At 60.4% G+C, this 26,163-nt stretch carries 31 protein-coding genes; 23 read left to right on the top strand and 8 right to left on the bottom strand.

Annotation, left to right across the window (positions count from 1 at the left end; genetic code table 11):
• The first annotated feature begins 8 nt into the window (after window positions 1-8).
• From EYQ35_07705 to EYQ35_07645, 13 genes are all read left to right on the top strand, one after another.
• Entirely contained in the window at window positions 9-473 is a 465-nt protein-coding gene (locus EYQ35_07705) for a DUF177 domain-containing protein (GenBank protein ID HIF64020.1), read from the top strand.
• A 50-nt stretch (window positions 474-523) separates the two neighbouring features.
• Window positions 524-703, top strand: coding sequence for a 50S ribosomal protein L32 (locus EYQ35_07700; protein HIF64019.1), 180 nt, complete (start codon window positions 524-526; stop codon window positions 701-703).
• A gap of 4 nt (window positions 704-707) precedes the next feature.
• Entirely contained in the window at window positions 708-1,445 is a 738-nt protein-coding gene (locus EYQ35_07695; protein HIF64018.1) for an SDR family oxidoreductase, read from the top strand.
• Window positions 1,446-1,516: 71 nt separating this feature from the next.
• A complete protein-coding gene (gene acpP, locus EYQ35_07690; protein ID HIF64017.1) occupies window positions 1,517-1,753 on the top strand; it encodes an acyl carrier protein in 237 nt (78 codons plus the stop codon).
• Window positions 1,754-1,895: 142 nt separating this feature from the next.
• On the top strand, window positions 1,896-2,237 hold the full coding sequence (locus EYQ35_07685; protein HIF64016.1) for an RpiB/LacA/LacB family sugar-phosphate isomerase: 342 nt from the start codon (window positions 1,896-1,898) through the stop codon (window positions 2,235-2,237).
• Entirely contained in the window at window positions 2,234-3,499 is a 1,266-nt protein-coding gene (locus tag EYQ35_07680) for a serine hydroxymethyltransferase (protein ID HIF64015.1), read from the top strand. The genes EYQ35_07685 and EYQ35_07680 overlap by 4 nt, the downstream gene beginning before the upstream one ends.
• A 24-nt stretch (window positions 3,500-3,523) precedes the next feature.
• Window positions 3,524-3,994: a transcriptional repressor NrdR gene (gene nrdR, locus EYQ35_07675; GenBank protein HIF64014.1), complete on the top strand. Its 471-nt coding sequence runs from the start codon at window positions 3,524-3,526 to the stop codon at window positions 3,992-3,994.
• Entirely contained in the window at window positions 3,994-5,097 is a 1,104-nt protein-coding gene (ribD, locus tag EYQ35_07670; GenBank protein HIF64013.1) for a bifunctional diaminohydroxyphosphoribosylaminopyrimidine deaminase/5-amino-6-(5-phosphoribosylamino)uracil reductase RibD, read from the top strand. Before nrdR ends, ribD begins: the two co-directional genes overlap by 1 nt.
• On the top strand, window positions 5,057-6,346 hold the full coding sequence (ribA, locus tag EYQ35_07665) for a GTP cyclohydrolase II (protein ID HIF64012.1): 1,290 nt from the start codon (window positions 5,057-5,059) through the stop codon (window positions 6,344-6,346). The genes ribD and ribA overlap by 41 nt, the downstream gene beginning before the upstream one ends.
• Entirely contained in the window at window positions 6,336-6,776 is a 441-nt protein-coding gene (locus tag EYQ35_07660; GenBank protein ID HIF64011.1) for a 6,7-dimethyl-8-ribityllumazine synthase, read from the top strand. Before ribA ends, EYQ35_07660 begins: the two co-directional genes overlap by 11 nt.
• Window positions 6,718-7,221, top strand: coding sequence for a transcription antitermination factor NusB (nusB, locus tag EYQ35_07655; protein ID HIF64010.1), 504 nt, complete (start codon window positions 6,718-6,720; stop codon window positions 7,219-7,221). The genes EYQ35_07660 and nusB overlap by 59 nt, the downstream gene beginning before the upstream one ends.
• On the top strand, window positions 7,218-9,680 hold the full coding sequence (locus EYQ35_07650) for a leucine--tRNA ligase (protein HIF64009.1): 2,463 nt from the start codon (window positions 7,218-7,220) through the stop codon (window positions 9,678-9,680). Before nusB ends, EYQ35_07650 begins: the two co-directional genes overlap by 4 nt.
• Window positions 9,677-10,336: a hypothetical protein gene (locus tag EYQ35_07645; protein HIF64008.1), complete on the top strand. Its 660-nt coding sequence runs from the start codon at window positions 9,677-9,679 to the stop codon at window positions 10,334-10,336. The genes EYQ35_07650 and EYQ35_07645 overlap by 4 nt, the downstream gene beginning before the upstream one ends.
• A 109-nt stretch (window positions 10,337-10,445) precedes the next feature.
• Here the strand turns inward: EYQ35_07645 and EYQ35_07640 are convergent, their stop codons facing one another.
• Entirely contained in the window at window positions 10,446-10,715 is a 270-nt protein-coding gene (locus EYQ35_07640) for a 30S ribosomal protein S20 (protein ID HIF64007.1), read from the bottom strand.
• Between the two features lie 83 nt (window positions 10,716-10,798).
• Here EYQ35_07640 and murJ point away from each other — a divergent pair, with 83 nt between their 5' ends.
• Complete coding sequence (gene murJ, locus EYQ35_07635) at window positions 10,799-12,490, top strand: murein biosynthesis integral membrane protein MurJ (protein ID HIF64006.1); 1,692 nt, start codon at window positions 10,799-10,801, stop codon at window positions 12,488-12,490.
• Here murJ and mazG read toward each other — a convergent pair.
• Window positions 12,481-13,269 (bottom strand): nucleoside triphosphate pyrophosphohydrolase, encoded by a 789-nt coding sequence (mazG, locus tag EYQ35_07630; GenBank protein ID HIF64005.1) that lies wholly within the window; start codon window positions 13,267-13,269, stop codon window positions 12,481-12,483. The genes murJ and mazG overlap by 10 nt on opposite strands.
• 28 nt (window positions 13,270-13,297) lie before the next feature.
• Complete coding sequence (locus tag EYQ35_07625; GenBank protein HIF64004.1) at window positions 13,298-13,963, bottom strand: tetratricopeptide repeat protein; 666 nt, start codon at window positions 13,961-13,963, stop codon at window positions 13,298-13,300.
• Window positions 13,964-14,411: 448 nt separating this feature from the next.
• On the opposite strand from EYQ35_07625, the gene EYQ35_07620 reads away from it, so the two are divergent.
• Window positions 14,412-14,792 carry a hypothetical protein gene (locus EYQ35_07620; GenBank protein ID HIF64003.1) on the top strand — a complete coding sequence of 127 codons (381 nt, stop codon included), beginning with the start codon at window positions 14,412-14,414 and terminating at the stop codon, window positions 14,790-14,792.
• 171 nt (window positions 14,793-14,963) lie between these two features.
• Window positions 14,964-15,830, top strand: coding sequence for an ACT domain-containing protein (locus EYQ35_07615; protein ID HIF64002.1), 867 nt, complete (start codon window positions 14,964-14,966; stop codon window positions 15,828-15,830).
• Between the two features lie 5 nt (window positions 15,831-15,835).
• On the opposite strand, the gene EYQ35_07610 is transcribed toward EYQ35_07615, so the two are convergent.
• A complete protein-coding gene (locus EYQ35_07610; GenBank protein HIF64001.1) occupies window positions 15,836-16,393 on the bottom strand; it encodes a hypothetical protein in 558 nt (185 codons plus the stop codon).
• Between EYQ35_07610 and EYQ35_07605 the strand changes: the two genes are divergently transcribed.
• Window positions 16,378-17,199: a glycosyltransferase gene (locus EYQ35_07605; GenBank protein HIF64000.1), complete on the top strand. Its 822-nt coding sequence runs from the start codon at window positions 16,378-16,380 to the stop codon at window positions 17,197-17,199. The genes EYQ35_07610 and EYQ35_07605 overlap by 16 nt on opposite strands.
• Here the strand turns inward: EYQ35_07605 and EYQ35_07600 are convergent, their stop codons facing one another.
• The 3 genes from EYQ35_07600 to EYQ35_07590 are packed head-to-tail and all read right to left on the bottom strand — an operon-like array spanning window position 17,200 to window position 19,641.
• Entirely contained in the window at window positions 17,200-17,859 is a 660-nt protein-coding gene (locus EYQ35_07600; GenBank protein HIF63999.1) for a phosphoribosylglycinamide formyltransferase, read from the bottom strand.
• The gene (locus tag EYQ35_07595; GenBank protein ID HIF63998.1) at window positions 17,856-18,902 is read right to left on the bottom strand and encodes a phosphoribosylformylglycinamidine cyclo-ligase; all 1,047 of its coding nucleotides are present in this window, start codon (window positions 18,900-18,902) and stop codon (window positions 17,856-17,858) included. The genes EYQ35_07600 and EYQ35_07595 overlap by 4 nt, the downstream gene beginning before the upstream one ends.
• 31 nt (window positions 18,903-18,933) lie before the next feature.
• Window positions 18,934-19,641 carry a ComF family protein gene (locus EYQ35_07590; protein HIF63997.1) on the bottom strand — a complete coding sequence of 236 codons (708 nt, stop codon included), beginning with the start codon at window positions 19,639-19,641 and terminating at the stop codon, window positions 18,934-18,936.
• A 152-nt stretch (window positions 19,642-19,793) separates the two neighbouring features.
• Between EYQ35_07590 and EYQ35_07585 the strand changes: the two genes are divergently transcribed.
• The 6 genes from EYQ35_07585 to EYQ35_07560 all read left to right on the top strand — a co-directional run bounded on the left by EYQ35_07585 (window position 19,794) and on the right by EYQ35_07560 (window position 25,850).
• The gene (locus EYQ35_07585; GenBank protein HIF63996.1) at window positions 19,794-20,360 is read left to right on the top strand and encodes a hypothetical protein; all 567 of its coding nucleotides are present in this window, start codon (window positions 19,794-19,796) and stop codon (window positions 20,358-20,360) included.
• A gap of 120 nt (window positions 20,361-20,480) precedes the next feature.
• Window positions 20,481-20,969, top strand: coding sequence for a Rieske (2Fe-2S) protein (locus EYQ35_07580; protein HIF63995.1), 489 nt, complete (start codon window positions 20,481-20,483; stop codon window positions 20,967-20,969).
• 43 nt (window positions 20,970-21,012) lie between these two features.
• Entirely contained in the window at window positions 21,013-21,783 is a 771-nt protein-coding gene (locus EYQ35_07575; GenBank protein ID HIF63994.1) for a DUF4405 domain-containing protein, read from the top strand.
• A gap of 33 nt (window positions 21,784-21,816) precedes the next feature.
• Entirely contained in the window at window positions 21,817-22,632 is an 816-nt protein-coding gene (locus tag EYQ35_07570; GenBank protein HIF63993.1) for a cytochrome C, read from the top strand.
• A 235-nt stretch (window positions 22,633-22,867) separates the two neighbouring features.
• Window positions 22,868-25,441: a c-type cytochrome gene (locus EYQ35_07565; protein HIF63992.1), complete on the top strand. Its 2,574-nt coding sequence runs from the start codon at window positions 22,868-22,870 to the stop codon at window positions 25,439-25,441.
• Window positions 25,442-25,457: 16 nt separating this feature from the next.
• Entirely contained in the window at window positions 25,458-25,850 is a 393-nt protein-coding gene (locus tag EYQ35_07560; GenBank protein HIF63991.1) for a hypothetical protein, read from the top strand.
• Here the strand turns inward: EYQ35_07560 and EYQ35_07555 are convergent.
• The gene (locus EYQ35_07555; protein ID HIF63990.1) at window positions 25,834-26,151 is read right to left on the bottom strand and encodes a hypothetical protein; all 318 of its coding nucleotides are present in this window, start codon (window positions 26,149-26,151) and stop codon (window positions 25,834-25,836) included. The genes EYQ35_07560 and EYQ35_07555 overlap by 17 nt on opposite strands.
• Between the last annotated feature and the right edge of the window lie 12 nt (window positions 26,152-26,163).

Below are 26,163 nucleotides of genomic sequence, written 5' to 3'. Positions count from 1 at the left end.
AGGCGAGAATGGAAGTCCGCATAGCAGACCTTGGGTCGGTTCCCAGGCGGGTAGAGTTTTTTGAACCCGTTGAAGGCATGAACCGGCAGCTCGCGCTGAGTCCCGGGTGTACGGGCCAGCATTTTGACGAAGAGCTCAAGGTAGCTGCGGAGGTGCAGCTTTGTGGCGACGACGTGGTCGTCACAGGGCGATTGGAGGGCGGCGTGATGGGTGATTGCCCGCGTTGTCTCGACGAGTTTTTCAGGGGTATCAAGCGGGATTTTCGCCTTGTCGTTGAACGGTTTGACCGTGGAGCCGGTGCTGAAAGCAGCGCGGTCGCGAGTCACGACGGCGACAGGCTCGACTTGTCACCACTGGTAGTTGAAGAGCTGTTGCTGGGAGTTGATGATACTACGCCCTGCAACGAAGATTGCAGGGGCCTGTGTTTCGGCTGTGGGTCCAACCTCAACCGGGCACCGTGCACTTGTGATTGATTGTCGGTAGAGCAAGGGTTGCCGAGTTTAGAAGAGAGGAAGATACCGAGATGGCTGTACCAAAGAGAAGAACTTCGAAGTCAAAGAGAGATTCGCGTCGCTCCCACGACTCCCTTTCAACTCCGCCCATGGCGGATTGCCCGAATTGCGGTGAAAAAAGAGCTCCGCACCGTGCCTGCGCCGCATGTGGCCACTATAAGGGCCGCGCTGTAGCCGGCACCCAGGAGTAGTCTGCTGGATCCGACTGCTCGTTTTGCGGGGCGGTTGGCGTTGGTCACCGGCGGTACCCGGGGCATAGGAGCAGCCGTTACTCGGTCGCTGCTCGAGGGAGGCGCCCGCGTAGTCGGGGTCTACAGGACAGACCTGGACGCCGCCGAGGAGTTTGCATCTTCACTCGGCGATCTGGCAAAGGCTTTTGAATCCCGGAAGCTTGACCTCTCAGAAACCGGGGCGGTTGCAGAATTGAGCGGCATCGGCGCCGAACTGGTCGTGAATTGTGCCGGCCGTTCGCGCGATGGCTTACTCTTGAGGTCGAAGGGCGATTTCGTATCCGGTGTCCTTGCCGACAACCTGGAGTCTTCCATTTCGGTATGTCGTGTACTGTTGCCGGCCATGCTCAAGGCTCGTTTTGGCAGGATCGTCAACGTGAGTTCGGTGGTGGCTTCGACCGGCAACGCGGGCCAGACCGCTTATGCTGCCGCGAAGGCCGGAATTGAGGGTTTCACGAGGGCGCTCGCTCGCGAAGTGGGTGGTAAGGGCATCACCGTAAACTGTGTGGCCCCGGGTTTCATCGAGACCGATATGACCTCGGCAATCGATGAACAACGGCTGCAGTCAGTGCTCGATTCCACCGCGGTAGGTCGGGCCGGCACGCCCGCCGAAATAGCCCATGCGATAAGCTTTTTGTGCGAAACAGGGGCCTCTTATGTCACCGGTGCCGTGTTGCATGTCAACGGTGGCTTGTATATGTAACCGGCGTTCCCGCGACGCTGTCGCGAGGCGGCGACCGCAGGGTTGCCGTTCGACCGGAGGGAGATAGAAGTATGGGTTCTGTAAACGAAAAGGTGCTCAAAATTATCTGCGAACACCTGACGGTTGACCCGTCGCAGGTATCCCTCGATTCCTCTTTCCTTGATGACTTGGGCGCCGATTCACTTGATATCGTTCAGCTGATCATGGGCCTGGAAGAAGAGTACGAGGTTGAAATCTCTGACGAAGACGCTGAAAAAATCCGCACGGTCCAGGACGTCATCGACTATGTCCAGGCCGACCAGAAGTAAGGGGTAATCAGCGATAGCGTCAGCGACCAAAGTTATCGTGGCCTCGGATCACGCCGCGGTTGCCGCGCGAGCGCTGGTTGTCAAAACGCTCGCTTCGCTGGGATAGGTCGTCGCCGATGCCGGTCCCACGGGAGAGGACTCGGTGGACTACCCCGACTATGCCCAGGTCGTAGGCGAGGCCGTGGGTAGCGGAAAATCGGAACTGGGTGTGTTGCTTTGTGGCAGCGGCATCGGGATGTCGATTGCCGCCAACAAGATCCCGGGTGTCCGGGCTGCCCTTGTGCATGATGTAACCGGGGCACGACTTTCTCGGCAACACAACGACGCGAATGTCTTGGTGTTGGCCGGTGGAATGATGGGCGATCGATTGATCAAGGACGTAGTAGAAGCCTGGGCGAGCGCCTCTTTTGAGGGAGGCCGACACCAGGGACGGGTTAACAAGATAACCGCGCTTGAAAGTGCGGGGCGAGGTAGCAGCCGATGAGCCTGCTTGCACAACAGGATCCTGAAATCAGCAAAGCCGTGGGCGACGAACTTGCTCGGCAGGAGCGCAATCTCGAACTCATCGCTTCTGAGAACGTGGTCAGCGAGGCGGTGCTCGAAGCGATGTCGTCTGTGCTCACCAACAAGTATGCCGAGGGTTACCCAGGACGTCGCTATTACGGTGGCTGCGAGCACGTTGACGTTGTCGAGCAGCTGGCCATAGACCGGGTGCTCGAATTGTTCGGCGCTGACCACGCCAACGTGCAACCCCACTCCGGTTCGCAGGCCAACATGGCGGTTTATTTTTCGCAGCTTCAGCCGGGAGACACGATACTGGCCATGAACCTCGCCCACGGCGGGCACCTCACCCACGGCAGCCCGGTTAATTTTTCGGGGCGGTTCTTCAACGTTATCCCCTACGGGGTCAAGGAGCCGGATGGACTGATCGACTTCGACGAGGTGGCCGAGCTCGCGAGAGAGCACAAGCCTAAAATGATAGTTGCCGGTCACAGCGCTTATCCCCGGCAGCTTGAATTCAAGCGCTTCAGAGAAATCGCCGACGAGGTATCGGCGCTGTTGATGGCTGACATTGCCCACGTTGCGGGGCTGGTGGCTACCGGTCTGCATCCGTCTCCCGTGCCCTACTGCGATTTCGTGACCACCACCACGCATAAGACCCTGCGCGGTCCACGTGGTGGCGTTATCTTGTGTCGGGAAGAATTTGCCAAGGCCATAGACTCGTCCATTTTTCCGGGGAATCAGGGCGGTCCCCTTATGCACGTCATCGCCGCCAAGGCGGTCGCGTTTTCAGAAGCTCTCGAGCCCAGCTTCAAGGTTTACCAGCAGGCGGTGCTCGATAACGCGCGCGCTCTCGCTGACGGCTTGCTTGGCCGCGGTTTCAGCCTGGTGTCGGGCGGTACCGACAACCACCTGCTGTTGATCGATTTTCGAAAGAGCGAGATTACCGGCAAGGTTGCGCAGCATGCTCTCGACCGTGCGAACATTACTACCAACAGGAACTCGGTTCCCGATGATCCACGCTCGCCTTTTGTCACCTCCGGGTTGAGGCTGGGTACACCCGCCGTCACCACGCGGGGCATGGGGACCGGCGAGATGGCAGCGGTGGCCGCTTTCATCGAACGGGTACTGGCAGCGATAGACGATGCCTCGGTCGCAGTCGCGGTGGGAACCGAAGTGGCGAGTCTTTGCGCCTCTTTTCCCCTCTATCCCTCATCGGCACCGGCCCGACAAGCCCGCGCCTGAAGCGCGTGGCCCGGTGAGGCTGACGTGAAGTGTCCGTTCTGCAGCGTCGACGGTAACCGGGTCGTTGATTCCCGCGACAGCGGTGATGACACCGTCCGGCGGCGCAGGGAATGCGAAGGCTGCGGACGCCGTTTTACCACCTACGAGCGCATCGACGCGATCATGCCCCACGTTGTGAAGAAGGGGGGGCGCCGCGTAAGCTGGGACCGTGAAAAAATCGTTCGGGGGCTTTTCAAGGCTTGCGAGAAACGCCCGGTTTCGGTTGAAGCGGTCGAATCCACCGCCGATGCGATAGAACGAGAAGTGCAGGAACTTGGCCTGGCCGAACTCGACAGTTCGGTAGTTGGTGAAGCGGTAATGCGCTCCCTCAAGGGGCTCGACGAAGTAGCCTATGTGCGTTTTGCATCGGTTTACCGTTCTTTTCGCGACATAGACGAGTTCATGTCAGCACTGGAAAGCCTGGTGCGCGAAAAGGGTCAGGGAGATAAGCAATAATGAGCACGGTAGCGGCCGCTGATAGCAGGCGCATGCTTCAGGCCTGCGAAGAGGCCGAACTTGGTCTTGGCCAGACCTCGCCGAACCCGGCGGTCGGCTGCGTGGTGGTCAAAAACGGCAGGTTGGTGGGCCGGGGCTTTCATGCCGTCGCCGGGCAGGCGCACGCCGAGGTCGCGGCTCTCGCCGATGCGGGTGCTGCGGCGCGAGGGGCTACGGTTTACGTGACGCTCGAACCCTGCTGTGAGCAGGGACGCACGCCGGCCTGCACCGAGGCCTTGATCACAGCCGGCGTCAAGATGGTGGTCTACGGAAGCCGCGATCCCAACCCGCGGGTCAACGGTCGTGGTGGCCGCAAACTCAGGGCAGCCGGGATCAAAGTTGTCGCGGGTGTCGAACAGCCCGCGTGCGACCAACTTGTGAAGGGGTACCGAGAGTGGGTCCAGACTGGCTCCCCGCTGGTGGGCATGAAACTCGCCGTCAGTCTCGATGGGCGTATAGCCGCCAGGGGCGGAGCTTCCAAGTGGATTTCGGGGCCGGCCTCCCGTGCCCTGGTACAGCAGATGCGGCGACAAGCGGACGCCGTGCTCGTCGGCGCGGGCACAGTAGCTGCTGATGACCCTCGGCTCAGCTGCAGGCTTCGCGGTGCGAGACAACCGTTGCGCGTGGTTCTCGACGAACGCCTCGCGGTGTCACCCCTGTCACGGGTAGTTGCGGGGCGGGGAGATTGCCTCCTGGTTTGTGCCCCCGGCGAAGTCAGTAGCGGCAAGGCCGATGCCCTGCGAACTGCCGGTGCGGAGATCTACGGCATACGCGGGCGCGGGCGGGGTGCGTGGCACCGGTTGCTGGCCGAACTGGGCAGGCGCGATGTGCACGAATTGCTGATAGAGGGCGGAGCCGGGGTCGCCGCGAGCGCCGTTAAAGCCCGCGTGGTTTCTGAACTGACCCTGTTCTATAGTACACGGCTGCTCGGCGGCGATGGGGTGCCAATGCTTGATTCCCTTGGGGTCAGCTCTCCGGCGGGAGCACCCATGCTGAGTGATGGCACGATAGACAGGGTCGGCCATGACTTCGTGTGGCGCGGTCGCTTTGAAAAGAATGGTTGAGGTCAAAAAAGAAAAACCGGTAGAGCTTGCCGTGAGCGCTCTGGCCGCTGGCCGGGTCGTGCTCTTGACTGACCGTGAGCACCCGGAGCGGGGGGCCAGCGTCTGCGTAAATCCGGGCCTGCTTGATGCCGATACGATCAATTTTTTCGTGAGCCACGCCCGCGGTCTGGTATGCCTGGCGATGACTGAGCAGCGCATGCAACAGCTGGGCATTCCGCTGCTGGCCGACGATTCGGCGGCGGAAGGTAGGCCGGTCTTCGGCGCGTCCATTGAAGCGGCGGAAGGAGTGAGCACCGGAATTTCCGCGGCCGACCGGGCGCGGACGATACTGGTGGCTTCGCATCCAGATTCTGACGTGGCCTCCCTGGTCATGCCCGGCCACGTGCACTCGGTTCGTGTTTCGGACAGGGGGTCTCTGGTTACGGCGGCCCCCGCTGAAGCTGCTGCTGACCTTGTTGCCATGACCGGCTCGCCGCGCTCTGCCGCCTTTTGTTGCGTGCTGGGTAACGATGGCGAAGTGGCTGATGAAGCAGAGTTACGATCCTTGGCCGAACGCTTTTCGCTTCCCATGGTCGACGTCTCGGAAGTGGTGGATATGCGACTCAAAACCGAGCTGGTGGTTGAGCGGGTTGCCGAAAGGGAAATCGACAGCGCCTACGGTGGCCGCTATCGCGCCGTTGTCTATCGTAACGAGATGGACGAACACGAACACGTGGCCCTGGTAGCGGGAGTCCTTGACGGCCCGGAACCGATCTGGGTGAGAGTTCATTCACAGTGTCTTACCGGTGACGTGCTCGGCTCGGCGCGTTGCGACTGTGGAGAACAGCTCGCCATGTCGCTCGAGATGATTGCGCGCAGTGGTCGCGGCGTCGTCGTCTACATGCACCAGGAGGGGCGTGGCATAGGCCTTGCGAACAAGATCAAGGCCTATCACCTGCAGGACCAAGGCAGGGATACGGTTGAGGCCAATCTCGACCTCGGCTTTGGCGAGGACCTCAGGGATTACGGAATGGCGGCACAGATACTCAAGGACCTTGGCGTTGCCAGGGTCTGCCTGCTTACGAATAACCCAGCGAAGGTAAGCGGGCTCAAGAAGCACGGTATTAATGTGATCGAACGGCGCCCGCTCCAGCCACCGGCTCGTTCTCACAACGTGGACTACCTCAAGACCAAGAAGCAGAAACTCGGCCACCTTCTCGACAGCGGGGCGCTGGAGATCGTTTCCAGGGAGAACAGCGGTGGCGAATAACAAGACTCGAATCGCGGTGGTCGTCGCCAGTTTTAATTCGGCTGTGACCGATAGTCTGCTCGAAGGGGCGCTTTTGGCGGCCGACAAGCACGAAGCAGATACCGAGGTCTATCGCGTGCCGGGGGCGTTCGAACTGCCTTTGTTGGCCGCGAGTGCTGCCCGGAGTGGGCGTTATGACGCCGTTGTCTGCCTGGGGGCTGTCATCAGGGGAGAGACCCCGCACTTTGACTACGTGTGTGCCCAGGCTGCTGCTGGTGTTCAGCAGGTCGCACTGGAGGAAAACATGCCCGTGTCTTTTGGGGTACTCACGACCGACAACATAGAGCAGGCATTGGCCCGAGCAGGCGGAGAGTTTGGTAACAAGGGGTACGATGCGGTGGTCAGCGCGGTCGACACATTACTGGAGATGCGCCGGTTGGCCGCAGGCTGAAGGTCGCATGGGGGCACGAACCAAAGCGCGCGAAGCGGCCTTGCAGCTTGTCTACCAGGTGGAGCTTGGCGGTGAGCGCTCGCCCGAGGCCATAGAGCTGTTCTGGGCTGAACTTCCAACCGTCGGTGAGACCGTTCGCCGTTTCGGTTCGCAATTGGCGACGGCGGCGCTCGAGCACCAGGAAGAACTCGACGCTTTGATTTCAGGCGCGGCAGAAAATTGGGACATCCAACGCATAGCGCGTGTGGATCTGTGCCTGCTCAGGGTCGCTCTTGGCGAAATGATATACGTGGGCGACACGCCTGCGGCGGTGGTGATAAACGAAGCTGTCGAGGTTGCCAAGAAATTTTGTGACACCACCAGCCCAGCTTTTGTTAACGGGGTTCTCGACTCGGTTGCGATGGAGCGCAAGCTGCTGGAGAAACAGGACGGCAAGTCGGGGTGAAGTTTTACGACCCCTCGGTCATCGAGAATAAGTGGCAGCGCCACTGGCAGGATAACGACAGTTTCAAGCCTGCTGGTGATGGCACGCCATACTACCAGCTCGAGATGTTTCCGTACCCCTCGGGGCGCATCCACATGGGGCACGTCCGGAATTACACCATCGGCGACGTGCTCGCGCGCTTTCACGCGGCCCGGGGGCACAAGGTTTTTCATCCCATGGGCTGGGATGCCTTCGGACTTCCAGCCGAGGCTGCTGCCATCGAGAGGGGCGTAGCGCCGGCTTCGTGGACGCGGGCCAATATCGAGGAAATGAAGAAACAACTGGGGCGCCTGGGCTTCAGTTATGACCCCGGCACTGAACTGGCGACCTGCGATGTTGACTACTATCGATGGGAGCAACTGTTTTTTGTGCAGATGCTTGAGCGTGGCATAGCCTACCGAAAGAGCGCTGTCGTCAACTGGTGCGAAGGCTGTGGTACGGTACTCGCCAACGAGCAGGTCGACGGGGATAGTTGTTGGAGAGGGCACAGCCCGGTAACCAACCGCGAGCTTGACCAGTGGTTCTTGAAGATTACCGATTACGCCGACGAGCTGCTCGACGGCCTGGACCAGCTCAAGGGCAAGTGGCCCGACAAGGTCCTCACCATGCAGCGCAACTGGATCGGCCGCAGCGAGGGCGTAGAAGTTTTTTTCGAACTGCCTGCCCTTGGTGAAACCCTGCAAGTGTTCACTACCAGGGTTGATACTCTTTTTGGAGCCACCTTTGTGTGTATTGCTCCCGAGCATCCGGCGGCAATGAAGCTGGCCGAAGCCGGGGGGCGCGAGAAGGAAGCCCGGGAGTTCGTGGATGCCGTGGCCTCGCGAAGCAACGTAGAGCGCGCGCAGGGCAAACAGGGTTTCGACACCGGCAGCCGGGCGGTCAATCCGGTCAACGGTGAAGAAGTTCCGGTTTTCCTGGGGGACTTTGTTCTCATGGGCTACGGGACCGGGGCAGTGATGTCGGTGCCGGCCCACGACCAACGAGATTTTGTGTTCGCCCGCGGCAATGGTGTCGCAATCAGGCCGGTGATCGCTCCCCCCGACGGTGCCCTCGTAGCCGCCGATATGACCGAGGCCATGGTGGAGGACGGAGTACTCTTTGACAGCGGTGATTTTGACGGGTTGGCGAGCCGCGACGCCCGGGAAGGAATCTGCAAGCAGCTCGTCGAGACTCAGCGTGGCAGGGCGGTCGTCAACTACAGGTTGAGGGACTGGGGTATTTCGCGGCAACGGTACTGGGGTTGTCCGATTCCGGTTATCTACTGCGACAGTTGCGGCACGGTAGCGGTGCCCGAAAAGGACCTCCCGGTCGTCCTGCCGGAGGACGTGACCATGGCAGCAAGCGGGGCATCGCCGCTCGCGTCGTTGGCCGAGTTCGCTCAGGTTTCATGTCCCAGTTGTGGTGGAGAAGCCCGCCGGGAAACTGACACGATGGACACCTTCATGGAGTCGTCCTGGTACTTTCTTCGCTACACCAGCACAGGGGACGACCAGCGCCCCTTCGACCCGGTGGCGGTGGCCGAGTGGCTACCCGTTTCCCAATACGTCGGTGGGGTCGAGCACGCGGTTCTGCATCTTCTCTACTCCCGGTTTTTCACTCGTGTTCTCAGGGACCTTGGTTGGCTGGACCTGTCTGAACCTTTCGGTGATCTGTTGACCCAGGGCATGGTGATCAAGGACGGTGCCAAGATGAGTAAATCGAAGGGGAACGTTGTTGACCCGGATGAACTTATCGGGCGTTACGGCGCCGACACTGCGCGCCTGTTCTCGGTGTTTGCTGCTCCCCCCGAGAAAGATCTCGAGTGGAGCGAGAAGGGCGTGGAAGGGGCGAGCCGCTTCATATCAAGGGTCTGGCGGCAGGTAATCGCCGCTGCCGAAGAAACTAGCGGTGACTGTTCTGACCCGGGGCCCGAAAGCCTGGACGAAGAGGGACGGCGTCTCCGCGGGGTCGTGCACGAAACGATTCAACGAGTTAGTCGCGACGTGGGGACACGCCTGCGCTTCAACACCGCTATCGCGGCTATAATGGAGCTGGTCAATGAATACCAGTCGGTTGATTTTGCTGCGCTCGCGGATGGCGAACGACTTCATCGCTTCGGGCTTGCCACGGTGCTCTTGCTGCTCGGGCCTTTCGTGCCGCACGTCGCCAACGAGCTATGGGGTGAGCTGACGGGTAAAGAAGATATGGACCAACAGGGTTGGCCCGTCTACGACGAGGCAGCGATGCTGCGGGACAGCGTTGAAATAGTGTTGCAGGTTAACGGTAAAATACGGTCCAGAATACAAGTATCCCCCGATACCGACCGGGATGAGCTGGGCCGCCTGGCGCTGGCCGACTCGAAGGTCGTTGCTTACCTCGACGGCGCTGACCCTCGCAAAGTGGTCGTTGTGCCGGGCCGGCTGGTAAACGTGGTGATATGATCAACAGGGGTGGTGGTCTTCTCTTATTCGTATCGGCTTGCGCGTCGGCAATCCTGCTGTCGGCTTGTGGTTATACGGTGCTGCGGCCGGGTGCTGCGCTGCCAGATTCCGTGCGGAGTGTCTACGTGGCCCAGGTTGTCGGCGACGAGGGTGATCCGGTCCTCGCGGACAAGCTACGCCGGGAATTGCGGGTTCGCTTTCGTAGGCAGGGACGTCTCGGTGTTGTCGACTCGCCGCTTCGCGCTGACTCAATTCTTGAACTCACTGTATCGGGATACCTTACCCAGCCGGTGGCGTTCAACCAGTTCGACGAAGTGCTGGACTACGACACCACGCTCCGGGTTCGGGTGCTGATGAAGAACCGGGCCGGGGACACCCTGATGGAAAGGGACTTGTCGGTCTCGCGAGGCCACCCGGCCGTGCGAGATGCCATCGTCGCCAGCAGTGCGGCTTTTGTCGCTGACCGCAAGGTTGCTGCCGGGGACCTGACCGAGTTCGATGGCGTGCAGTTGGGTGTTTACACCCGTGCCGCTGCTGTCGATGGCCTCGTGGAGGACCTGGTCGACGCAGTAATGTCATCGCTATCGATCGTGTATCCGTTGGATGCTGTCGGAACGGTACGGGCGAAAGTCTCGCGGGGAGAAACACAGCCCTGAGAGTAACGGGGGAAAATGAGCGCTGGTAGGCTGCTGCGCACGGCCAAGGGGGGGGCACACCCGGACGGATACCGCTGGGCTGTCTCAGCGCGGCCTGTGCAAAAGGGGACTAGTTGCTTGAGAGCTCGGCGACCTGTCGAGCGAGACGCGACGTCTGCCGCGAGGCGGTCGAGCGGTGGAGCACCCCTTTGCCGGCTGCTTTACCGAGCATACTTTCTGCTGCCAGCAGCTCTTGCTTGGCAGTATCCGAGTCGCCGGCGGCGATGGCGGCGCGCAGGCGGCGCACAACCGTGCCAACACGGCTACGAACCACACGATTGGCCGTGCGGCGGCGTAAAGACTGCCGGTGACGCTTCAGTGCTGATTTATGGTTTGCCACTATGACTCCTCTAGCGAAATGGGCTCCCTCGGAGAAAACGGCTTCTGCCGCAAACTCGAGCGGCCCTCTAAACAGGCCCCGAGGTGACCGGAATCGCAGACATTAACAAGCGCGGCGGGTCCGGTCAAGCCAGCCACGAGGCGGACAGTGACGCTGCGGGCGGAATAGCAGGCGGCGCTGTCAGGGTGGGGGCGTTGACCGCGGTGAGCCGGGTATCCGGTCTCGCGCGGGATATCGTTCTTGGCGGCCTTTTTGGCGCTTCGGGTGGCATGGACGCGTTTTTTGTTGCCTTTCGTATCCCCAATCTGTTTCGCCGTGTAGCGGCCGAAGGGGCGGCAAGCATCGCTTTTGTTCCTGTCTTCAGTGGGATTATCGGAAGGCAGGGGAGACTTGAGGGCAATCGCGCCATCGCTGCTGTGGGCGGCGCCGCGTTGCTTGGCCTGCTTCTCCTGACGCTGACTGGGGTCTTATTTGCTGATGAAGTGGTCTCGGTTTTTGCCCCGGGTTTTTCGGCTGATGCGGGCCAGTTTGAACTGGCGGTAATGCTTACCAGGGCGCTGTTTCCGTACTTGTTACTGGTGGGGATGGCAGCCTGGGCCATGGGGGCATTGCATTCTTATCGGCGCTTCACAGCGCCCGCCACCGGCCCCGTGCTATTGAATATCAGCATTATTATCGCGGCGGTCGCCTTGGCCGAGAGGCTTGTACCCGCCGTGATGGCTCTGGTCGTGGGGGTCCTCGTGGGCGGGGTTTTCCAGTTTGCTGTACAGATCAAGTCGCTGCTGAAGGAGGGGATAAACCCAGTGCCTTCGTGGCGGCCGACCCATCCGGCTGTCAGGCAGGTGGGTGTGCTCCTGGGCCCCGCAGTTTTTGGAGCAGCGGTCTACCAGATCAACGTGCTGGTATCGACCATCCTGGCTTCTGTGCTCCAGGAGGGCAGCGTATCCTGGCTCTGGTACGCTGATCGAATATTTGAGTTTCCGCTGGGCATAATCGCCGTTGCCATAGGAACGGCAGCGCTGCCCCGTTTGAGTGAGCAGGCTGCAGCCGGCGATACCCGGGGCATGGCAGCCAGCCTCGCCTGGTCGCTGCAGATGGCGTGGTCGCTGTGTATTCCCGCGGCCCTGGCTATGTGGTTGCTGGCGCCGGAGATAGTGTCTGCTCTTTTTGAGCGCGGGCAGTTTTCTGCCGCTGACACCGCTGCCACGGCGCTCGCGCTGCGCGCGAGCAGCCTGGGCCTACTTGGCGTGGCTTCAGTCCGGGTGCTTGTTAACGTGTTCTACGCCATGAAAAAGCCATCGCTGCCGGTAATGGCGGCTGTTGTCGCACTGGTAGCGAATGTAGTTTTTGACGTTGCTTTCATGGGGCCTGCTGTCAGGCCCGTGGACTGGTGGGCGGGCCAGGCTCTGGCCGGCGCGGTTGAGTTTATGGGAGTGGCCGACTTCGACCACGCAGGGCTCGCCCTGGGGGCCGCACTGGCTTCAATATGCAACGCTGCGGTCCTGTTCTTTTTCGTGGCCCGGCAGTTTCCGGATTTCGGCCGAAGGATTATTAACCGCGAGCTGATGGTTCAACTCGTGGCCACTGCGGTCATGGGCGCCGTGCTCTTTGTCGCTAAGCCCCTGGTCGCCCAGCTGCCGGGTGGAGCTTTAACGGCGTTGCCGTTGTTGGTGGGAGCCGGGGGCGCTTGCTACATGGTGGTGTCGTTCGTGCTGGGAAGCGAGATAACGCGCTCCATGATAGATCGCGCCCGGTCAGGGCCTCGTCAACCCTGATCGTCGGTTTTTTTCCAGGCGTGTTCCAGTTCGCCCGCGCCGATATCGCTGGCTTCGCGGCCGGCAAAGCTGGTCTCCAAGAGTCGGAAGCGGTTTTCAAATCGACGCAGCCGCCCGGCTAGTGCCGTGTCTGCGTTTACCCCGATTTTGCGCGCCAGGTCGACGAGCGATAACAGTACCTCGCCTATGACAAGTTCGCTTTGCTGGTCGTCGTCGGCTGCGAGGGCGGCATCGAGGCGTGTGAGGCCCGTGTCGAGCTGTGAGCGCATATCGTCGGCGCTGGCGCGGTCAAAACCACCGCCCGCTGCCTTTTCTCCCAGGCGATGAGCTTTGAGCAGGGTGGGAAGGGCGGCTGGTACCCCGTCTATAACCGAAGGCTGCTGACCCGGGGTTGCTGTGGCTTTTCGTTCTTCGAGTTTGAGGCGGGTCCAGTTGCGGGCGACTTCTTCAGGGGTTTCAGCGTCGCCGTCAGCAAAGACGTGTGGATGTCGGCGAATGAGCTTGGAGCTCAAACCTTCCACCACGTCATCGATCGTGAAGGCCAGTCTCTCTCCAGCGATTTCAGAATGGAAAAGAACCTGCAGCAGGACGTCGCCTAGTTCTTCCTGCAGTTCGCGGTCGGAGCCCGAATCAATGGCCTCCAGAGCTTCGTAAGTTTCCTCGACGAAGTAGGGCTTCAGTGATTGGTGGGTCTGCGCCGCGTCCCAGGAACAACCGCCTGGCGCGCGCAGGCGGTGCATGAGGCGGACGAGCTGAGCGAAAGTGTCGCCGGTGTCCATGGCGGGTCGTTGTCCGCTGCCTGGGCCTTCAGGTTGAGCTGCCGTCCAGCGAATTCAAGAGCTTGTCGGCAGCAACCAGTACCGGGGTTCGCTTGGTCAGGCTCGCGTAGTGGCCGGCAAGCTGGGCGTTTAGCTTGGCCCCGTTGCGGTCGCCTTTTTTCAGTAGAGCCCTGGCGAGTGACAGCCTTGTATTGGCGCCGGTGGGGTTGAGTTCAACCGCGCGCTTCAGGTAGGAGAGCGCTTTGTCGAGATTGCCGCCGAGTAGTCGGGGCAGTCCCAGTAGGATGCCACCTTTCACGCCCAGGGCGTGCGCGTGCTGGGGGTCTATTTCCAGCGCGGTGTCGAGGTGTCGTCTCAGGGGCGACATCTGGACAATGGCCGAAAGCCCCGGGCCCTTAGCCATGGCCCTGCCGCCAGCCGAGGCAAACAGTAGGAAGTGGGCATCGGCTTCCCTTGGGTTTTCGAGCAGGACTTCTCTCGCCAGTTCTTCCGCTTCGCGGTAGAGGCGGTCTTTCAATTGCACCGAATCGCAGAGCTCGGCCGCTCGTATGTAGCGGCGGGCGCGGTAAAGGGTATCCTCGCCGCTCGAGGCCAGGGCTGGCAGGGGCCCTAGTAACAGGGAGGCACAAATCATCGCCGTCAAGGCTGAAAATACTACGCCTCGTGCGTGAGCGAGCTGTTGGTGGTCTTTCAAGGCTGGTCTCTTTTGGCCGGGTAGGGGTCCGAGGGGTTATGGCAGGCCGACTAGACAGTCTAGCAGCCGAGCCGGGAGGGGGGCAAGCCACTGGCCAGAAAAGCCCGAGTCCAAGGGATTTAAGCCAGGTTCCGCTCGCTCCGAATCAGGTTCATAAAGGGCGGGGCCAATTCGGTTTTTGCATTGAGGCAAGCGCAACGAGGGATGGAGTTCGCTCCCAAGTGTATCGGTCAGGCAACAGGGCAGTTGCTCTGCGCCATCGCAAAGCATTCCAGTTTGTTTCCATACGATACACGCAATCTTATGCTCTTGGAGCCTCCGGGCAAAAAATCTGTTCCGAGCTCTCTATTTCGTTGACCGAGGGTGGCGCTCAGCAGTAGGCTGCAAGCAGAGAGGAAGGAAACACCGCGAGGGGAGCGTGGGGTTTTAAACAAGGAGGAACGTCGCCATGAATGGAAGCCAGACATTACAACTCGTATCGGTAGGGTCGGATACTCCCGAAATCTCTTCAGAGCCGGCCAATCGTCTCATGCTCGCAGTACTGGAAGAGGCCCTTGTGACTTTCCAGGCGGGTCTGGATTCGCCACGGCCAGAAGCGAGGCATCGCTTCTTTGAGGTCGATAGCTGGATAGCTAGTCAGGACACGGACTCGGCTTTCGCTTTTGAAAACATATGCACGTCGCTGAGAATTGATCCTGAGTACATACGCAAGGGATTGCGGCGAATAAAGAAACTTGCCCTCGGTGGCGCTCCGGGTGAAGTCGTGGGGCCTGGCCTGAGGCGAGAAAGGATCTACTCGCGCCGAGGCTGGAAAGGACAGATCGGCTGAAGTCTCCCCTGGCTGTCGCGCCCCGGGCGTCCGAGCGAACTTTGCTGGACGACTCAACCCGGGGTGCGGCAGCCCCTTTTTCCCCCGCGAGCAGCCCACTCCGGCTGCCAGACTCGATCGACAGGCACAGTAGAACTTGCGAGCCAGGCATTGTCTGGTTAAGCTCGTTAAATGGCTGTCAATCCAGCGGTAATTTCTGTACTTGGTCGTGACCAGAAAGGGGTGGTGGCCCGGGTGTCAGCCTACCTGGCCGAGCGGCAGGTCAACATAGAGAACATCGAGCAGACCGTGATGGAGGGTATGTTCATCATGACCATGCTCGTGGATCTCGCCGATCTCTCAGGAAGCCTCGACTCCTTGGTTCTCGACCTCAAGCGGGTCGGCGAAGAGCTCGACATGGAAGTCAGCGTAAGGCTGCACGGCGAACGGTCTCGGAAGAAGATCGCCATCCTGGTTTCGCGCGAGCCCCACTGCCTGCAGGCCATCGCGGCCGCCCACCGCTCGGGAGACCTGGACGCTGATATTTCGTTGGTGTTGTCCAACCACCAGGACCTTGAGCCGCTCGCTCAGCAATACCAGCTGCCTTTCAGGTATTTTCCCTCAACCGACAAGGAAGCCCACATGAAGTTTCTCGGCGACCAGCTCGGCGCCGTCGATCCGGACCTCGTCGTGCTTGCGCGCTACATGCAGGTAGTACCTCCGGATCTCGTTGGCAGGTATCGCAACAAGATGGTTAACATCCACCCTTCACTGCTGCCTTATTACCCGGGGGCCAAGGCGTACCGCCAGGCTTGGGAGGCCGGCGTCAGGGTGTGTGGTTGTACCGCCCACTTTGTAACCGAAGATCTCGACCAGGGACCGATCATTCTGCAGGACGTGTTTCACATCAACGTGGGACAGGATGGACTGGAGGACGTGAGGCGACGTGGGCAGGAGCTCGAGGCTCGCACCCTGACCAGGGCGGTCAGCCTGTTTGTAAACGACGAACTCGTGGCGTCGGAGAGCAAGGTGCTGTTCAGGCCCGGCAGGGTCGACTGAAAACTTCAGTTCGCGCCAGGCGAGGGTTCCGCCCTTGCGGTGATCTCGACTTCGAGGCGCGCCGATACCGGCGCAAAGGATTGCTCCAACTCTGCGGCGGTGGTGCCCCGGGCATCGACCAGTACCGAGAGCGTGTAGATAGGAGTGCCGCTTTGCGGAGCAGGTGATATATGACCGCGCAGATCTCGAATACTCATTTCGCGTTCGGCGAGCACCCGCGCAACGCCGGCAACGATGCCCGCCTTGTCTACGCCCACGGCCCGAATGCGCAGTTGGGGTTCGTCGCTGGGGGTCGCATGGCTGGGGGCCTCGTCCAGCGGTCGCAGGTAGACGGTCAAGTGGCGTTCCCATTCGAGGCGTCGGACCGCGGTCGCGAGGGTTTCCCCAGTCGAATCAGATGTGCCGCTGACGAGCACCAACGTGGCGAATTCCTGACCGAGGGCTGTCATGGCAGTGTCCTCGAGGTTGCAGTCGCAATCGTAAACGCACTGCGCGAGGTCGGCTACGATCCCGGGACGATCTCTTCCGATCGCGACTATAGTGAACCATTGTTTTTCTGCCACGTGCGGATGTTAGCAGTCCCGCTACAGCCGTCAAAGCACCCGGGGGCGACAACCCAGTGACGAAGACCCGCATTGTAGGTGCTTCCCCCGGTGGAGGCAGCTCGGCGTGCCTGCCGATCAGCGTTATTATCCCGGCCTTGAACGAAGAAGGGTCAATCGGGGCTGTCGTGCGCTGCGCTTCGGCAGCGGCCGAGGTAATAGTTGTGGATGGAGGCAGCGAGGACAGGACCTGCCTGCGGGCCGAGAGCGCGGGTGCGCTCGTGGTGACAGCGTCCAGGGGCCGGGGCCTGCAGATGAATTCGGGGGCCGCCGCCGCGACGAGCCCGGTCCTGCTCTTCCTGCACGCCGATACCATGCTCCCCCCGGGTTTCGAGAACGAAGTTGGTCGACTCTTGGCCAGTGAGAGTTCAAGCGGGGCAGGGGCTGGCTGGGGACGCTTTGACATTGATTTCGATCAAGCGGGAGCCCTTTTGAAGCTGATAGCGTTCCTTATCAATCATCGCTCCAGGTTGACGAGGAGCGCGTCGGGGGACCAGGCGATCTTTGCGAGGAAAGACTTGTTTTACGAGGCCGGTGGTTACCAGGAAAGCTACCTCTTTGAAGACATCGGCTTGTCGCGACGTTTAAGGGGCATGGCCGCGATGGCTGTTCCCCTGTCTCGGGTTGTTACTTCGTCGCGGAGATGGACTCAGCGGGGTCTGCTACGGACCACACTGCTCATGTGGTCCCTCAAGTTGCTCTACCTTGCCGGGGTGTCAGGCGACCGCCTGGAAAGGTTCTACTATCCTGCCGACAGCCGGCGGTGATCAAGCGTCCACGTCGGGGCTGGTCAGGGCGCTTGATGGAAGGCTCGCCCCGCTTATCTTTACCACCCGGCCATCTACACTGACCCTGCCCTCCGCCAGTACTTTTACCGCCCAGGGCAGGATGCGGTGTTCTTCGGTGAGCACGAGCTTTCTCAGTGTGGCGGCGTCGGTGCCGGCCAATACGGGGACGGCTGCCTGTACGATGATAGGGCCGTGGTCTACGTCCCGGTCTACGAAGTGCACGGTGGCACCAGTCAGGGTGACCCCGTACTCGGCGGCTTGCGTCTGGGCCTCGGCTCCACGAAACGCCGGAAGGATTGCCGGGTGTATATTAATTATCCCGCCGGGGAATTCGTCGAGCAGGGCAGGCGTGACCAGCCGGTCGAAGCCGGCCATGACTACGAGGTTCACTTTCGCCGATTTTAATTCTCCGGCCGCCGCCGCGTCAAAGGATTCCCGGTCGTCGTAATCGGCTTGTTGAAGCACAGCGGTGGGGACGTTGAACTCCTCGGCGATGGTAAGGGCTCCCGCCCCAGGCCTGTTGCACAGCAGCAGGCCTATGGTCGCTGGAAAATCAGCATCGGCGCAAGCCTTGGCGAGGGCGCCAAAATTGGTGCCGCTGCCCGAGGCCATTACTCCTATGCGGAAGGCTTTCTTCATCGTTTGCCGCGATAGCGGACGCTTCGGTTGCCCGGAATGATTTCTCCCATGATCGACGCCCCGCAGCGGGCCCTTCGGAGGTAGGTAACGACGCGCTTCGCCTGGCTGGCTGCAACGACCATCACGTAACCAATGCCGCAGTTGAAGGTACGATCCATCTCTGCACGCGATATGCCTCCCTTGCTGGCGAGTAATTCGAATATCGGGAGGGACGGGAAGGAGTCGCGATCGACCACTGCCGAGACTCCCTCGGGCAGAACCCGCGGCAGGTTGCCGGGCAGTCCTCCGCCGGTGATGTGCGCCATCGCATGGATACGAAATCTCGACAGGGCGCCCAGCACCGGTCGAACATAAACCAGGGTTGGCTCGAGTAACTCGTCTTCCAGGCTGCGCCCCAGCTCGCGGCGAAAGCGTCCGAGCGAGCGTCGGTTGGTGACACCCAGCGCCTTGCGCGCCAGGCTGTAGCCGTTGCTGTGCAGGCCCGATGAGTGCAAGCCCACGAGCAAGTCGCCCGCGCGCACAGCGCTCCCGTCGATAAGGTCTTTCTCTTCGGCAACGCCTACGCAGAAACCCGCGAGGTCGTAGTGCCCGTCGGGATAGAAGCCGGGCATTTCTGCCGTCTCGCCGCCGACCAGGCTGGCCTTCGACTGCCGGCAGCCTTCGGCGATGCCGGCGATGATCGATTCCGCGTCGATAGACGCGAGCTTGCCCGCAGCGAGGTAGTCAAGGAAGAACAGCGGGCTCGCCCCGGCCGTGATCAAGTCGTTCACGTTCATCGCCACGAGGTCGATGCCGATGCTGTTGTGGCGGCCGGACAGTATTGCTACTTCGAGCTTGGTCCCCACGCCGTCGGACGAGGACAGCAGCACCGGCTTGCGGTAGCGGGAGGGAACACGGACAGCGGCGGCAAAGGGTCCAACGCCCGATAGAACGTCTGCCGTGCGGGTGGACCCCGCGAGCGCGGCGATTCGTTTTACCAGCCTGTCAGCCGCTGCGACGTCAACGCCTGCGCTTCGGTAAGTGTGCGAGCCTGCGGAAGCCACGTGCCGCGATTATCGGAGCGGGCGCGAGTAGTCAAAGACACGTTGGTTCAATTCTCCTGGCGGATCGCGTCTCGGGCGTGGCCAGCAGGCAGGCAAAGTGAACGCTTCCAGCTCCGGCCCGGGCCAGTGCCTGGGCACTGTCGCCGGCGGTTGCACCCGTTGTGTAGACATCGTCGACCAGCAGTACCCGGGCCCCGGTGGGCATTTGCCGCGTACAGTAGAACTGGCCGCGTAAGCTACGCCGCTGGGCACCGCTGCTGCGAGCCTGGGCCTGTCCGGGCCTGCGTCTGAGCAGGGTGGTATGGCAGGGGATGGCTAGTGCTCGTGCGGCAGAGCAGGCAAGCCAGCCGGCCTGGTTGAAGCCCCTTGTTTTCTGGCGCTCGGGTATCGAGGCTACCGGCACCACGAAGTCTATCGCGGGTGCCCAGTCGGCCACTGCGGCGGCAAACAGCAGGCACAAGGCCCGCCCCCTGCTGCGCAGGTCGCCGTATTTGAAAGCCCGCAGTGAGGCCGAAAGGCCAGGCATGGGTTCAGCTTCGTAAAAGTCTACGAAGCCCGCGCTTGCGATAGCAGGGTGGCTTGGGAGCAGCGGATCCATCCGCGCCCTGGTAGAGCAGGCACCGTAACACCGGGACTCTTTTGCGAAATCAGCGGGGGAGAAGCACGCGGGGCAGTAGTGGCTCCCAAGCGCTGCGAGCAGACGCAGGTAATACGAAGGCTCTGCCGCTGACATACTCAAGTTCTACCCCATGTATTAGCGTTCGCGCAATAACTTTTTAGACATATAAACGTTGGCTAATGCGTGGTTGACGAGGTCGATGGTTTGTAATAGCTCAGCGGAGGTAGCAGTCGGTAGCGACGCAGCTTTGAGCGGGGCGACCCGGATAGAACGTGGCTGGTGAAGAAACCGACAGGGGAGTCGGAGATAGCGGACAAGGCCTGTTGGCTGAGGACGCGGCTGAGGATAAGGCCGAGGAAACTGCCCCTGGTTCAACTTCCGGGGAAGCGTCGGTCGAGGTGCCCCGGGTAGCCGAGGTTGCCGAGGTCGAGACATGGCTCGAAGACATGGCCGATGAGTTGGCCGAAGTCATAGGCCGAGCGGAGGCCGCTGAGCAGGAAGGGCTTCACGATTATGCGGTCGCGCTGGTGCGAGACCGATTGCCGGTGGCCGAGCCATCGGCAGGGCGGGCGTCGAGTAATGAAGAGCGCGAGGATTCACTAAGAGGAAGAGGCACTGGTGTAAGCAGTTTTGGCCTGGGGGTGCTCTTGTGCATCGTGGGCCCGTTGTTGATACCGGTTTTCCCGCCGATTGGGATGCTCATCCTCGCCTTCGGGGGGGGGCTGCTTGCCTGGGGACTGCTGGTGATGTTGCTCCAGAAGTTCTGGAGCGGGATGACAGGAGCTTGGGCTGAGAGCGGAGACGACGGAAGTTCTGCAGCAGGATCGGACCGGGAATAAGAAATAGCGATGGCGAAAGATAAAGAGGAACTGAGCGCAGAAGAAATCGCCGGCATCCATGAGCAGCGACGCGTCGAGCAGCAACAGGAGGCTGACCGCCGCAAGCGTGGCAAAGAGCAGATGGCCAGCGTGTGGTCGAGGCGCGATTTTTTCGGACGGCTGGGCTGGTCGGGTTTCGGAATTGTGTCGCTGGCGACCCTGCTTGCGGGAATGCGTTCCAGCTTTCCGCGGGTGCTGTTCAAGCCCGACACGACCTTCAAGGCCGGCATACCCGATGATTTTGGCATTGGCGAGGTCAGTGAGAAATTCAAGAAGGACTTTCGAGTCTGGATCGTCAGGGACGAGAAAGGGTTTTACGCCCTTTACGCCAAGTGTACTCACCTTGGGTGCACGCCGCGCTGGCTGACGGCCGAGAACAAGTTCAAGTGTCCCTGCCACGGCAGCGGCTTCTACCGTAGCGGGGTTAATTTTGAAGGTCCGGCGCCGCGGCCGCTCGAGCGGGTGCGCATCACCTTGACCGAAGAAGGCGAGTTGCTGGTAGACGTGGGCGTGAAGTATCGGTCGGAAAGAGGCGACTGGGGCAAGCCCGGGTCGTACCTGACGGTCTGAATCTGCAGCGGCCTGACCGCAGACGGGGATAGAAACAATACTTATGAGCAAGTGGGAGGAAATCAAAAAGCAGATCGTCGAGAGCCCGGTGTGGCAGTCGATCTTCCGGCACGGCTACGACGACACTCCGCGCAACCGCGTGTTGATGGTCTCAGGTAATGTCTGGCTTCACCTTCATCCTTCGAAGGTGAGACGGCACGGGATTCGCTTGAAGTTCACCTGGTGCATGGGCGGTATAACCTTCCTGATGTTTCTTATTACCGTGGTGACCGGTGTCTATCTCATGTTCTACTACCGACCGGTTGCCGAGTACGCGTACGCCGACATGAAGTACCTCGAGTTCGACATGCCCTTCGGTATGCTCATGAGAAACATGCATCGCTGGGCCGCGCACGCAATGGTCATCGCGGTGTGGCTACACATGTTCCGGGTGTTCATGACCGGCTCGTACAAACCCCCGCGCGAGTTTAACTGGGTCGTGGGAGTGATCCTGCTCGTGCTTACCTTGCTGCTCAGTTTTACCGGTTACCTGCTGCCCTGGGATCAGCTTTCGATCTGGGCGGTGACCGTGGGGTCAAACATGGCCCGCGCTACACCGTTGCTGGGGCACGAAGGGCCCTTTGCTGAGTTTGCCGGGGTAAACGCGGTCTACGATGCGCGCGCGTTGATATTCGGCGGCGGCGAGATTGGCCCGCACACGCTCCTGCGGTTTTACATCCTGCACTGCATCTTCTTTCCCCTGGTGACAACGCTGCTGTTGATCGTTCACTTCTGGAGAATTAGGCGGGACGGCCTATCCGGCCCGGCACTGTGAGGCGACATGGCTGAATCTAAACAGATCAAGACCATGGCGGACGTTGGCAAAGCCGCGCCGCAGGTTTCCGACGGCGGGCGAGTGGAAAAGACCCTGCTGAGAGCCAAGGGGCCGGGTGACGACAAGATTCACACCTGGCCGCATCTCGTCAGGGCGGAGTTTATCTGTTTCCTGGCTGTACTGGCTTTCATGCTTGTGTGGTCATTGCTCGTGGATGCGCCGCTGGAACAGCCGGCGGCACCTACCAGGACTCCCAACCCTTCGAAGGCGCCCTGGTATTTCCTCGGACTGCAGGAAATCCTGGTTTTCTTTGACCCCTGGCACGCCGGCGTGGTGCTCCCGTCGTTTATAATCGTGGGCCTCATGGTGTTGCCCTACATAGACATCAATCCCAAGGGCAACGGCTATTTCTGTTACGCCGACCGTAAGTGGGAGATCCTTACGTTTTTTGGTGGCTTCCATGTTCTCTGGATCGTGTTGATCGTGGTGGGGACGTTTCTCCGCGGCCCGGGGTGGAACTGGTTCTGGCCGTGGGAAGTGTGGGACAGCCATAAGGTCGTCGCCATGAGCAACGTCGACTTGCCATACCTGTTCGGATTCAGGGATTACACCCTGTCTGCCCTGTTCGGCCTGGCGGTGGTGGGCGGCTATTTCGTCCTTGGTACCGGCTTGATGTACTGGCTGATCGTGCGGGCCAAGGGCCGCGAATTCATGGAACGTTGGGGGATGGCGAGGTTCGGCCTCGCGAGTTTTCTGTTCCTCAACATGATCGCGGTTGTTATCAAGCTCATCATGAGGATGGGCTTCAATATCAAGTACATCATGGTTACACCCTGGATTAATATCTGACGAAGTGGAGTTCTATTTCGCCAGGGGATTGCAGGTCGCCGGCCTCTGCGTGGTCGGCTTCGGGCTTGTGGCGGGGATAACCGGTGCCGTGACCTTGTTAAGGGAACTGGGATTGGCGGCTTCGGGTGCCGGGCTGTTTTATGTCGGCCGCTTGATAGAAGGACGTGGGAACTGAGCGCGGTTACGGCCGCTGCTCCTCTAATTGAAGTAGATCAGGACCAACCGGGAACACGAGATGGCCAAGGGCAAATTTACAAGCAACCGCGGCTTAGTCGAAGAAGAAGAAAAGCGTTCTTACGGCGCAGTTTTTCTTCTCGTCATAGGCGTACTGGTGGCCTGCACTGTGTGGGCCGTGTGGCAGGATACTTTCTCTCGGCACGAGTGGAAGAAGTACAAGGCTGATTTTTACAGGCTTGCGATAGATAAGTACGAGCTTCAGCGCGAAACTGAGCTGGTCCGTCTAGCCGAAGACCCAGCTTACGGTGAAGCACTTGCCGCCCTTGAACAGACGAGACTTGATCTCGCGTCGGGCGAGGCCGCCGAAGAACTCAGTCGGCTGGCCAGGGAAAAATCCCGCGCTGAAGTAACTGCCATGGAGACCGATCTCGACAACCGCGTGGTCAAGAGCGAGATTGAGGAAGCCTGGTACAGGGTCGAGTTTGCCAAGCTTCACGGCGAGAGCGGGGATTCTGAACTGGCCGCGGTTGCAGCCCTCGAGGACCGCCTGGAAGTCACCCTGGCTGCCTTCGAAGGGGCCGAGGTTGCCGTTGCCGCCTTGGAAGCTGCCGCGAGGGAGATTCGCGAGCGCGAAGAGCAGGCCGAATCCGACTTGCGGCCTTTCATGGCTGAACTGGGGAGCATCGGGCAGAAGCTCGATTCGGTTTCTTTTGAGATGTTAGGCATGAGGGTCCCCAATATACCGGTCGTTGAACAGGTGGTCCTTGCCGACTTCGAGCGCAACAACTTCGATCAACTGGTCAGTAAGGTAGAGCGTTGCCAGAACTGCCACGTGGCCATCGACAAGAGCGGTTTCGAAGAAGAAGAGAACCCTTTCCGCACCCATCCCGACCGCAAGTACTACCTGGGCAACCACGAAGTGCGCAAGTTTGGTTGCACTCCCTGCCACGGTGGAGAGGGGGCGGCGATGAACGAAGTAGAGCGGGCCCACGGTGGAGACCACTACTGGGAAGATCCTCTCGTTACTTTTGAAGGCGGACTGGAAGCACGCTGCCTGAGTTGTCACGTGTCGCTGCAGGGAATGGAGAAACAGGACGCGGGTGCTCGCGGTGAACGTCTGTTTCAGGAACTGGGTTGCCACGGTTGCCATCTGGCTTATGGCTACGACCACCTGGCGAAGGTGGCTCCTTCTCTCAAGCGAGTCGCGGCCAAGGACAACCCCGAATGGTTGGTCGACTGGGTAGCTGACCCGACCGCTTTCCGGCCGCGCACGCGCATGCCTGACTTTTTGCTGGAGAGGGACGAGGCTGAGGCTATAGTGGCCTACCTGTTGTCGGACTCCCTCGAAGAATCGGTGACCTGGTTGGACGCGGCTGACAGTCCCGTGGGTGTTGATCCAGGCAACGCCGGGCTGGTGGCGGAAGGCAAAGCTCTCACCCGTTCTCTGGGCTGTCTGGGCTGTCACGGCTTTGCGGCTGATGAGTTCGCGAGCCACGTGGCCGACGGCAAGGACGTTGCACCGAACCTGGCGCGTGTTGCAGAAAAGACCACGGGATTGTGGTTGTACAACTGGGTGCGTGACCCGAGAGGATTTTCTTCGCACACCAAGATGCCGAACCTGAGGCTCGCTGAAAAGGAAGCCGGAGCTATTACTTCTTACCTCCTTACACTGCGAGAGGGGGACCCGAGGGAAGCAGACGGCGCGTTGCGCGGTCGACTCGCCGAAGCGGCAACCGTGGAACAGGGCGAAGAGCTCATTCGCAAGTACGGTTGCTTTGGTTGTCATGAAATCGACGGCATGAAAGGGCAGGTTCGTATTGGGGCGGAGCTTTCGTTCTTTGGTTCGAAGTTTGACGAGGAGTTGTATTTCGGCAACCGCACCGACGTTGCCCATACCTGGTACGACTACACCTACCACAAGGTTCTTGAGCCGAGGGGCTACGCCACTGATCGAATCGGTGCAGTGATGCCTGACTTCAACCTGTCAGAAGAAGACGCACTGGCCTTGGTCGCGTTTCTTTCCAGTCGTACCGAGTCAAAAACCAACAGTCGTTTCATGGCCCACGGGGCCGGCGACATCGAGGTAGCCCGCGGTCGCGAGGTCGTCAACTACTACAACTGTAATGGTTGCCATACGCTCGAAGGCAGCGAGGGGAAGATTCGTAAGTACTACGAAAACCTCGAAAATGCTCCGCCGATACTCGAGGGCGAGGGTACCAAGCTGCAACAGGATTGGTTTTTTGATTTCCTTCTCAAGCCCGTACGCTTGCGCCCCTGGCTTGACGTGAGGATGCCTACCTTCGGCATGAGCTCGGAAGAAGCCGACTCCGTCGTCAAGTATTTTTCCGGTGTAGACGGCTACGAGCTGGGTGCCGTGATTACCGAGGGGGACGAGGAGGCTGGACCGGCCGGCGTACCGGCCGCTCACGCTAATCCGTCGGGCCTGGACTGTGCGGCTTGCCACGCAGAGGGCAAGGGTAAGTTGGCCTTGGAACACTTTGCGGTCAGTCGAAAGCCCTTGACCGAACCCCAGGCGAACCGCTGGATGGAAGAAAACCTGGGCGTAGAAAAAGCAGCTCCCCCGGCGGGGGCTGACTCGCTGGGCGCCTTCCTGGGCGTGTCGGCTCGGTAGCACGACGGGCCCTGCTATGGGCGTGGCGGACAACACGGTAGGCGGTCTCTTGACCGAATTCGAGGCGAAACGCCTGCTCGCGTGGGGATTCGCTAACTTTCGTTGGTATGAAGGACAAAAATCCGAGAATAAAACCGGCTATACGGTGAAAGTCAAACGCGGCCAGAAGGACATTATCCATCTGAAGTCTAAAAGCAGATTTCGCAAACTGGTCCGGCGGGGGCAAGAGAAAAATATTTCTGTCCGCAAAGAAATCCCCGCCTCGGTTTCCGCTCCCGTCCGGGCAGGACAGCAAGTGGGCCGTCTCGTGTACGAACTTCACGGGGAAAAAATGGGTGAGGTTTTACTCACCGCCGGCGAATCGGTTGATCGCCTCAGCTTCCTGCAAACGATCATCCGCCTCCGGTAGAACCCGTCTCTCGCGCTCCCATGAACGGAAGCGACATGGCGAAGTAGGCGAGCATGACCACTTCCGAATCGCCGTAGTTATATTCAAATAGTCCGGCGATGAAAAATCCAGTAATCGCCGAGAGCCCAGCGACGCTCAAATAACGCTTCTCGAACCCCGATTCGCCGTATCCTTTCAAGCGCCTTAACGCGGCGGCGAAAAACGCGCCCATGAACCACATCCAGGCCAAGAGTCCCGGAATCCCGCGTTCGGCCGCGATGTTCAGCAGGTTGTTGTGTAAATGGCTCGTGTGCTTTTTCATTGCCTCGGGATG

Source organism: Candidatus Binatota bacterium (genome assembly GCA_012960245.1).
Taxonomy (GTDB): Bacteria; Desulfobacterota; Binatia; order UBA1149; family UBA1149; genus UBA1149.
Note: the sequence above shows the minus strand (reverse complement) of the source record. Positions and strands in the feature narration are given on the sequence as shown.

What these genes read in the sequence shown, in the direction of transcription:
- EYQ35_07705 (HIF64020.1), top strand. Translation starts at nt 9, where the DNA reads ATGGAAGTCCGCATAGCAGACCTTGGGTCGGTTCCCAGGCGGGTAGAG.
- EYQ35_07700 (HIF64019.1), top strand. Translation starts at nt 524, where the DNA reads ATGGCTGTACCAAAGAGAAGAACTTCGAAGTCAAAGAGAGATTCGCGT.
- acpP (HIF64017.1), top strand. Translation starts at nt 1,517, where the DNA reads ATGGGTTCTGTAAACGAAAAGGTGCTCAAAATTATCTGCGAACACCTG.
- EYQ35_07680 (HIF64015.1), top strand. Translation starts at nt 2,234, where the DNA reads ATGAGCCTGCTTGCACAACAGGATCCTGAAATCAGCAAAGCCGTGGGC.
- ribD (HIF64013.1), top strand. Translation starts at nt 3,994, where the DNA reads ATGAGCACGGTAGCGGCCGCTGATAGCAGGCGCATGCTTCAGGCCTGC.
- ribA (HIF64012.1), top strand. Translation starts at nt 5,057, where the DNA reads ATGACTTCGTGTGGCGCGGTCGCTTTGAAAAGAATGGTTGAGGTCAAA.
- nusB (HIF64010.1), top strand. Translation starts at nt 6,718, where the DNA reads ATGCGGTGGTCAGCGCGGTCGACACATTACTGGAGATGCGCCGGTTGG.
- EYQ35_07645 (HIF64008.1), top strand. Translation starts at nt 9,677, where the DNA reads ATGATCAACAGGGGTGGTGGTCTTCTCTTATTCGTATCGGCTTGCGCG.
- mazG (HIF64005.1), bottom strand. Translation starts at nt 13,269, where the DNA reads ATGGACACCGGCGACACTTTCGCTCAGCTCGTCCGCCTCATGCACCGC.
- EYQ35_07620 (HIF64003.1), top strand. Translation starts at nt 14,412, where the DNA reads ATGAATGGAAGCCAGACATTACAACTCGTATCGGTAGGGTCGGATACT.
- EYQ35_07615 (HIF64002.1), top strand. Translation starts at nt 14,964, where the DNA reads ATGGCTGTCAATCCAGCGGTAATTTCTGTACTTGGTCGTGACCAGAAA.
- EYQ35_07600 (HIF63999.1), bottom strand. Translation starts at nt 17,859, where the DNA reads ATGAAGAAAGCCTTCCGCATAGGAGTAATGGCCTCGGGCAGCGGCACC.
- EYQ35_07580 (HIF63995.1), top strand. Translation starts at nt 20,481, where the DNA reads ATGGCCAGCGTGTGGTCGAGGCGCGATTTTTTCGGACGGCTGGGCTGG.
- EYQ35_07575 (HIF63994.1), top strand. Translation starts at nt 21,013, where the DNA reads ATGAGCAAGTGGGAGGAAATCAAAAAGCAGATCGTCGAGAGCCCGGTG.
- EYQ35_07570 (HIF63993.1), top strand. Translation starts at nt 21,817, where the DNA reads ATGGCGGACGTTGGCAAAGCCGCGCCGCAGGTTTCCGACGGCGGGCGA.
- EYQ35_07565 (HIF63992.1), top strand. Translation starts at nt 22,868, where the DNA reads ATGGCCAAGGGCAAATTTACAAGCAACCGCGGCTTAGTCGAAGAAGAA.
- EYQ35_07560 (HIF63991.1), top strand. Translation starts at nt 25,458, where the DNA reads ATGGGCGTGGCGGACAACACGGTAGGCGGTCTCTTGACCGAATTCGAG.
- EYQ35_07555 (HIF63990.1), bottom strand. Translation starts at nt 26,151, where the DNA reads ATGAAAAAGCACACGAGCCATTTACACAACAACCTGCTGAACATCGCG.